General features: G+C 58.7%; 2 protein-coding genes. Both read left to right on the top strand.

The features are described 5' to 3' along the window. The coding region (locus tag NZU74_20695) for a 4a-hydroxytetrahydrobiopterin dehydratase (protein ID MCS6883743.1) at nucleotides 1-199 on the top strand (199 nt) is incomplete at its 5' end. A 7-nt stretch (nucleotides 200-206) separates the two neighbouring features. Next, on the top strand, nucleotides 207-512 hold the full coding sequence (locus NZU74_20690) for a nucleotidyltransferase family protein (protein ID MCS6883742.1): 306 nt from the start codon (nucleotides 207-209) through the stop codon (nucleotides 510-512). Nucleotides 513-572 lie beyond the last annotated feature (60 nt).

Raw genomic sequence — 572 nt, 5'->3', positions numbered from 1 at the left:
CACTTTCACCTTCCGCAACTTCCGCGAGGCGATGGGCTTCGTGGTGCAGGTGGCGCTGCTTGCTGAACGCGCCGACCACCACCCCGACATCGAGATTCGCTACAAGCAGGTGACCCTGCGCCTGAGTACCCACTCGGCAGGCGGACTGACCGAGAAGGATTTTGAACTGGCGCAGCAGATAGACCTGTTGCAGGTATAATCGCCCTATGCCTGCCCAGACGATGGATTTGCCGACAATCCGCCGCGTGCTGAAGAGCCAGCGAGCGCAGTTGCAGGAACGATACCGTGTGTGCGCTATATGGCTGTTCGGCTCCTATGCACGCGGCGAAGCGCGCCCCCGCAGCGATATTGACCTACTGGTGGAGTTCGAAGAACCGCCCTCGCTTGTTGAGTGGGCGCGCATGCAACGGGAGTTGTCTCAGCTGCTGGGCAAGCGCGTGGAGGTCGCGCCCAAGCACCTGCTAAAGCCAAGAGTTCGCGAGCGCGTTTTGAGAGAGGCAATCCGTCTATGAGGAAATCTCAGCGCGATATTAGGGATTACCTACAAGACGTTTTGGACTACGCTGAAAAAG

This window comes from Chloroflexaceae bacterium (genome assembly GCA_025057155.1).
GTDB lineage: Bacteria > Chloroflexota > Chloroflexia > Chloroflexales > Chloroflexaceae > JACAEO01.
Note: the sequence above shows the minus strand (reverse complement) of the source record. Positions and strands in the feature narration are given on the sequence as shown.